This window comes from Streptomyces sp. 8L, from assembly GCF_020176795.1.
GTDB lineage: Bacteria > Actinomycetota > Actinomycetes > Streptomycetales > Streptomycetaceae > Streptomyces.
This window is the reverse complement of the sequence record NZ_JAIUKE010000239.1, coordinates 1-6,958: the sequence shown is the minus strand read 5'-3', so window position 1 is coordinate 6,958 and position 6,958 is coordinate 1. Positions and strand designations below refer to the sequence as shown.

At 71.9% G+C, this 6,958-nt stretch carries 5 protein-coding genes and 1 pseudogene; all 6 read left to right on the top strand.

Annotation, left to right across the window (positions count from 1 at the left end; all coding sequences use genetic code 11):
- Window positions 1-308: pseudogene (locus tag LCE31_RS20435) on the top strand (hypothetical protein); the annotation flags it as partial.
- Window positions 305-2,494 (top strand): hypothetical protein, encoded by a 2,190-nt coding sequence (locus LCE31_RS20430; RefSeq protein WP_225016189.1) that lies wholly within the window; start codon window positions 305-307, stop codon window positions 2,492-2,494. The pseudogene LCE31_RS20435 and the gene LCE31_RS20430, both read left to right, overlap by 4 nt.
- Window positions 2,491-3,375, top strand: a complete 885-nt coding sequence (locus LCE31_RS20425; protein WP_225016187.1) for a hypothetical protein — start codon at window positions 2,491-2,493, stop codon at window positions 3,373-3,375. Before LCE31_RS20430 ends, LCE31_RS20425 begins: the two co-directional genes overlap by 4 nt.
- A 464-nt stretch (window positions 3,376-3,839) precedes the next feature.
- The gene (locus tag LCE31_RS20420; protein ID WP_225016185.1) at window positions 3,840-5,864 is read left to right on the top strand and encodes a hypothetical protein; all 2,025 of its coding nucleotides are present in this window, start codon (window positions 3,840-3,842) and stop codon (window positions 5,862-5,864) included.
- 12 nt (window positions 5,865-5,876) lie between these two features.
- A complete protein-coding gene (locus LCE31_RS20415) occupies window positions 5,877-6,608 on the top strand; it encodes a hypothetical protein (protein ID WP_225016183.1) in 732 nt (243 codons plus the stop codon).
- The gene (locus tag LCE31_RS20410; protein ID WP_225016181.1) at window positions 6,605-6,877 is read left to right on the top strand and encodes a helix-turn-helix domain-containing protein; all 273 of its coding nucleotides are present in this window, start codon (window positions 6,605-6,607) and stop codon (window positions 6,875-6,877) included. Before LCE31_RS20415 ends, LCE31_RS20410 begins: the two co-directional genes overlap by 4 nt.
- Window positions 6,878-6,958: the final 81 nt, after the last annotated feature.

Sequence of the window (6,958 nt, the reverse complement as noted above, 5' to 3'; positions counted from 1 at the left end):
CCCGCCCCGGCGCCCCCCCCCCCCCCCCCCCCCCGCCCCCCGCCCCCCCCCCCGCGGCCGCCGCGGCAGCCCGCGGCTGGGCGCGGGCGGCCCCCCCCCCCCGCCGGCGGCCGCATGGCGACACGCCGGATGCCCGGACGCGGCTCAGCGCGCCCAGCGGCAACATCAACACCGGCACGGTCCACGGCGGACAGAGTGTGGCGAACCACCATGTCGACGGGGACCACGTCGAGGGCAGCAAGGCCGGCCGTGTCCGCGGGTTTCAGGGAGACCAGGTCCGCGGCGACAAGTACCAGGGGCGGCAGTGACCCAGGACGAGGAGCCGCAGCCGGGGCAGCCGCCCGACGCTTCACCGGCCGCGCCGCAGCCACCCGACGACGGGCCGCCGCGCACCGAGGCCGAGGCCGAGGCCGAGCCCAGCGTCTCCGAGCTGGTCGACGCCATCAGCGCGGCCGCGAGGAGTCCGTTCTCGTTCGTGTACGTCCCGCAGGGGAACGTCAACTCCGGTGCCGTCCACGGCGGCCAGCATGTGTTCAACAACGGTGCGAACGGAGAGCGGGACCCCGGGGAGGGCCGGGTGCGCGAGGGGCCCGTCCCGGAGGCGGAAGTCCGGGCCGCCCGCTTCGGGTTCGCGCGACCCGACTGGTTCGGCGGAGCTCTCGCGGAATTGCGGGAGGGGCCGCTCTTCCTGGCAGGGCGGCCGGGTTCGGGCCGGCGCACCGCGGCGCTCAACCTCCTGCGCGAGAGCTGCGGCGACGGTGCTCTGCTGCGTGCCCTGGACAGTGTCACCGAACTGGATCGGTGGCGGCCGACCGATCCGTCGGTGCGCGGTTACCTGATGGACGGCCTGTTCCCATCCCGGCCTCTCGGCCCCGGTGTCCTGGGGCATGTGCGCGCACTGCTCAAGACGGCCGAGGCGCACATGGTGATCATGCTGCCCGACGACGTGGCGCTGCTGCGCCGCCTCGAACAGGACCTGCACATACGCCCCGTCCGGTGCGTGCCACCGTTGCCCGCCCTGGTCTTCGGCAGGTACTTCGAGGAACTGGTTCCGGATCAGCGGGAGCGGGAGCGGCTGCTGTCCGCGCTGAACCGGCCCCATGAGCTGAGCGACCTGCTGGTTCCTGAGCTGGTGCCGGCGGAGGTGGTGGAGCTGGTGAGGGCCATCGTGGCGGCCGACGGTGACCCGGACGCCCTCGGTGACGTGGGGGACCGGCTGAGCTACCGGGCCGAACAGGAAGTTCCGGAACTCATCGGCACGTTGCGCGACGACCCGGACGCCCTGGCCTTCTTGCTGGCCGCCTCCGTCTACGAGGGCCTGGACCACCGGGTCGTCAGGGAGGAGGCAACCCGCTTGCTGAAGCTGTCCGAGGGCCGTCTGACGGCCGAGCTGCCGCCGACGGACTCCTCAGGGGCCGAGAGGGGCGGGCGGCCCAACCCGGACTTCGTCTTCCGGCGGTCCCTGACCGATCTGCTGCACACCGTCCGCGCCGTGCGTCAGGAACGCTCCGTCAGCACGGAGGGCTCGTATGCGCACAGTGTGCAGGGTGTGGTGTTCGTCAGGCACCGCCAGGCCGAAGCGGTACTCAGGCATGTGTGGCGCGAGTACGGGCAGTTGTCGGACCTTCTGGTGGAGTGGCTGCGGGAAGTGGAGCGGTCCACGGAACTCACCCGCCCGGTCGGCCGGTTCATGGGCAGGGCGGCGATGTGGGGAGGCGGAAAGCGAGCGCTGAGACACATCCAGGCCCTCGCCGAGTCGGACCGCACTACCAGCCGTCTCATCGCGGCGAACGCGCTGGGAATCGCGGCCGAGGACCCCGTGCTCGTCGCGGAGGTGCGCTATCGCCTCCATCAGTGGACCAGGGCGGCCGGCGTCCACCTGAGGACGACGGTGGCGTACACCTGCGGTGCGGAGTTCGGACTCTCGCGCCCGGATCTGGCCCTACGGCTTCTCCACGATCTCCTGGTCGGCGTGCGGAGCGGGCCCGGTGAGGGGGGCCGGGGCGGCGATGACGGCAAGGTTCTGCTGGCCGTGCGGGTGGCGGTCCTGAGCCTTTTCCAGGCGGGCAACCAGGCGAAAGTGTTCGGCCGGCTCGTCGAGTGGCTGGACGAGGAGAGGGGTGACACGGAACAGGTGCTCTCGCTGTTCGGCCAGTTGCTCCAGTCCCCGGGGTGGTTCGTGCGGAGACTGGCGGACGACGCTCCTGAAGCCGGGGTGATCGTGGAGATCGTCCGCCGTGCGTTGAACACGGATGGTTCGTTCGATTCGACCTGTGCGGCATTGCTGCGCTGGTCCGACTGGGCGCGATGGGACGAAACGCAGTTCCGTGCGGTGGAGAGCCTGTTTGCCGCATTGGCCCGGGCCATGCAATTCGGCGAATTCCGATTGTTCGTCGACATGGACGAGAGGGCTGAGGACGGGTGGCCCGGACTGGACACGGCGCGGGCCGCGCTCAGCAGGTGGCGCGCCGGTGCACGGACGGAGGCGGCATGAGCGACGCGTCGACTGAGCTTCTCTACTTCCGGGTCGCCGGCCCGCCCTGGCGGAGAATCCTCCGTCAGCGCTGGTCCACGGCCCGGGACTGGTCCCTGGTGCTCAGGGACGAGGCCGGGGAATACCGCCTCCTCGGCCGTGGTGGCGATCCGGGCGACACCGGGGCCTACGGGCCCCTGCCGGTCGAGGCGTCCCCGCCCCGCCTGGGCGGTCGGTACACCGACGTCTTCCGGGTGGACACGGCCGAGCACGTGGACACGCGAGCGGTCGGCCTTCCCACCGTGTACGGAACGGAATCGGTGGATCTGTGGGTGGCGTGGTGGGTCCACGACCCCGTACGCGTCGTGCGGACGGGCACCGCGCACGGTTGGCATGTCGTGCGGACCGGCCTCACCGGCGCCCTGCACCACCTGGCCGAGGCGCAGGCGGTGGCCGGCAACGGGCTGGCGGCGCCGGAGATCATGCAGTACCTCGGCGTGCCGCAGCGCCTGGATGAAACGGGGCTGAGCTACCGGGTGTTCGACGTGCGGCTCCGCGAAAGCGGGGAGGAACTGCTGATCGGCCAGGAGGAGAGCGACGGAGTCCGCTACTCCTGGACGACCAGTCGTCGCGGGGAGTACGAGTTCTGCCTACAGGCGTTGCAGGCCGGGCCGGTGTCCCTGGCGGCGCTCTGGCTGCTCAGACATCCTGACCAGGTGCGTGAGGTGCTGGACTGGTCGGTCGACCACCAGAGCCTGCTGAACCCTCCGCGTAGCGACTGGCAGGAGGAATTGGCCGTACTGCTGGGTACGTTGACCGATCAGGAGCGCAAGGAGATCTCCTACATCCTGCGGGACCGCATCTCCGCGCTCGGGCGTCCCGCCCCCGGCGGGGCCATCTGACACTCAGGATACGCGCTCGGCAATCGAATACATGGGCGAGTGTGCTGTCTTCGGGCAGCGCACTCGCTTTTTCTTTGTGCGAGGTCCCCTGGTTTTCATTTTTCTGTGATTGCGGTCACCTGATTTCTGGGCCTCGGGAGCGGACCCGCGGACCGATATCCAGGATTCTCGATGTGTCCGAGAGACGGAGGCCCGATGCGCTTTCCGGGTGTCCAGAACAAGGAAGGGCGACATGCGAGCAGAAGAGAATCCCCCTGCGGATGGCGCGGCCGGCTTCCCCCGACCGCGGGGGACCGCCGAGCCGGTGGCCGTACGCAGCGCGGTGCCGGACACCGGCCCGAAGACGCGTACCTCTCGGCCGGCCGTCCCGCGGGCCGAACGCGGAACCGCCAACACCGGTACCGTCCACGGCGGCCGGCCCGCCACCGCCATCGAGCCGCCCTGCCCCGTGGATGGTGGAGCCGATGGAGACGTCTGAGCTGCCTCAGGGCGACGACCTGGAGGCTCTCGTCGCAGCCATGGCCGGGCGGGACATGGTGGTCGTGGCGCCGCACGGCACCGTCAACACGGGCCTGGTGACGGGCGGCCAGCGGCACACCGCCTCCCCTCCGGCCGAGGGAGTCGCCGGCGCGGGGCCGATGCGGCAGGGGCCCGTACGGGCCAAGCACCTGGAGACGGCGAGAAGGCGCTTTGTGCCGCCGCCCCGCTTCGAGGACGCGCTCGCCGCGCTCGACTCCGGCATCGTCGTGCTCGTCGGAGAGCCGGGGACAGGACGTGAGACACACGCTCTCAACCTGCTGGCACACGGCAGCGAGGAGCCTGTGCTCGTCCAGGTGGACGGCGCCGTCAACTTTTCGCGGTGGGGCCCGCGGGCACAGGGGGTGCACGGATACCTGGTGATCGAGCCCCCGGACCCGTTCGCGCTCCGGGCATGGGACCTGTCCCGCCTGGAGACACCCCTGGCGGAGACCGGGGCGCGTCTGATCATCGTGCTGGCGGATGTCCCGGGGCCGGCTGGCGCCTTGGCGGACCACTGGGGCATACCGGTGGTGCGCCACCACCCACCGGATGCACGGAAGGTCTTCAGAGCCCACCTCGCCGACGGCTCGTCCGACGAGGCGTGCACCGGATGGCTGCGGGCCCTGGAGCCGGGCCAGATCGACGAGTTGCTGCCCGAAGGCCTCCCGCCCCGCTACGCGGCACAGGCTGCGGAGGCCGTGCTCCGGCTCGGTGTCGCCGGCGGAGCGACCGGCGCTGAGGTGGTGCGCCATGTGGCCCGGGCCGAGGGCGCCGAAGTCGTCGCCCGGGCCCAGGCGGACCCCGCTCTCCGCGCCGACCTGCTCGCCGTCACCGTCTACGGAGGCCTCCACCACGGCGTGGTGACGGAACGCGCCGGGGATCTGCTCGCACTGATGAATCCGAAGCCGGAGCAGGAACCCCATGTCCGGGGGGCGCACGGCCACTCGGCGGCCGGCAGCCGCCAGCGGCCGTGGTCCGAGACCTTGCGGCTCCTCGGGGCGCACCGTGTGCCGTGCCCCGGGGACGGGACCACGGAGGCGGTGTCCTTCTTCTGGCCCGGCGTGAGCGAGGCCGTGTGGGACGTACTGTGCCGTGACCACACGGATCTCGTACCCCTGCTGCACGCGTGGCTCACAGGTCCCGGACCCGAGGCCGAGCAGGTCGAACGGGCCGGGCGGGCGGTCGCCGCCATGGCGGTGGCGACCGGTGGCCGGTCCATGGAATACCTGCGTGACCTCGCGCTGACTCCGTCACACCTGGCTCCTCAGGTGGCGGGATGGTGCCTGGCGACGGCTGTTTCGGACCGGGCGGCGGGACCGGCAGCGGCCGACCTGCTCGAACGGTGGAGCGCCACGGCCGAGGCGCCGCTGCGCGAGGCGGTGGTCCACGCCTGCCACCCGGACCGCGGCCGGGTCCCGGAAGGGCAAGCGCTGTGCTTGCTGCGACAGCTCATGGCGACCGTGGACCACGACACGGACCCTCCGTCCGTCCTCGCCGTCGCGGAGACGCTGGTACGGCGTTTCGAAGCCGGGGACACCGGCGCCAGGACGACCGTCCTGCGCCGGATGCGTGACTGGACGGGGTCCGAGGGCGTTCCCGGCCTGCTGACGGCACTCTGCTTCCCTCCGATGGTGAACACGGACCCCGCCTGGTGGAGCGAACAGATCCTCGTTGACGCGGAGTTGGCGTCCAGCACGGTGCAGCTGACGGCACATGCCCTGAACGAGTCGTCCACCTTCGCCGCCATGCGCGACGCGCTCCTCGACTGGTGTGCCGGGGCGGCCTGCGCGGAGCGGCGTGCCCAGGCGCTGACCGCACTCTTCGACGGCCTGGTGGCGGCCCGCCAACCGGGCTTTCTCCGCTGGCTCCTGGCCGTCGGAAGGGGCCCGGACGCGATGCCCGGCAAGGAGCCGGCGGCCCGGGCGCTGGCGGCATGGCGCGACGAATCACCTGCCCCACAGTCCGATTGACCAGGAGGACCGATGTCACTTCCCCCGCACCCCGGCATCTTCGCCGCAGTCGAGCGTCGCTGCGCCGGCAGCGAGCCGGCTCCCCCGCTACGCCTCCAAGACGGGCCGGAACGGACCGCCGCGCCGTGCACTCTGGTACGGTCACGCCAACTGCTCTATGACCGCTCCGCCCTGCCCGAGGCGCGTGCGAGCCTGTGGCACCAGATCGCGGAGCGCGCACAGCCCGACGCGGCCGTCGGACCCGACTGGCCGGAGGCCGTCGTGTGGCTGGGGCTTCCGGGGCTCCGCCGCACCGCCTGCAAGATCACCTGGCGCTTCCGCGCCGAGCGGGGCGACGTCGAGGCCGAACTGGTCACCTGCTACCTCGAAGCGCTGGCCGCACTCACGTCGGACGACCCCGACCCGGGCCGGAGCGTGCTGCGTTCCGCCTGTTCACGCGCGTACGGCCGATGGCGGGACGCGCACCGTGAAAGGCCGGTGGACGACGTGGAGCGGGCTGGTGCCACCGCCTTCGGACCGGACGCGGCGGACTCCTGGCAGGCGGAATACGAACCGGTCCTGCGCCGTCCCGGGCTCTCGGCCGCGGTGCGGATCACCGTTCCCGCTCATCGTGTCGAGGGCGTACGCCTCGGAGCCCTGGCCCAGAGCTGGGGAGTGGCCGACACCGCCACGAGCGTCGGGTTCTCGGGACGGGGGCGCCAGGTCGCCACGGTCTCCCTGCGCCGCGTACGGAGGGACGGATGACCCACCGCGTCGAGACGCCCCTCACCTTCCGCGAGATCTACAACCTCCCGGTCAGCGTCAACCTGCGCACGGCGGCCAGGGCCTTCGGCATCTGCCCGGGCACGGCCTACCGGCTGGTGGCCCAGGAGGCCTTCCCCTGCCCCACGGTGCGTGTCGGCTGCCGGCACCGCGTGCTCACCGTGGACCTCCTGAACGCACTGGGCATAGAGGAACGCCCGGTCTTCGCCGACGAGGTCGCCGACGGAGTGGCGCTCACCCTCTTCGACTGACCTCGACCCTCGACCTTCCGTCCTGCCGGGCCGCCCGGCTGCCGACAGCGGCTCCGGCCCCTGCGACCTCCCCGCTACCCC

Bases quoted from the DNA above. Each gene is read 5' to 3' on its own strand.
- LCE31_RS20415 (WP_225016183.1), top strand. From the start codon at position 5,877: ATGTCACTTCCCCCGCACCCCGGCATCTTCGCCGCAGTCGAGCGTCGC.
- LCE31_RS20420 (WP_225016185.1), top strand. From the start codon at position 3,840: ATGGAGACGTCTGAGCTGCCTCAGGGCGACGACCTGGAGGCTCTCGTC.
- LCE31_RS20410 (WP_225016181.1), top strand. From the start codon at position 6,605: ATGACCCACCGCGTCGAGACGCCCCTCACCTTCCGCGAGATCTACAAC.
- LCE31_RS20425 (WP_225016187.1), top strand. From the start codon at position 2,491: ATGAGCGACGCGTCGACTGAGCTTCTCTACTTCCGGGTCGCCGGCCCG.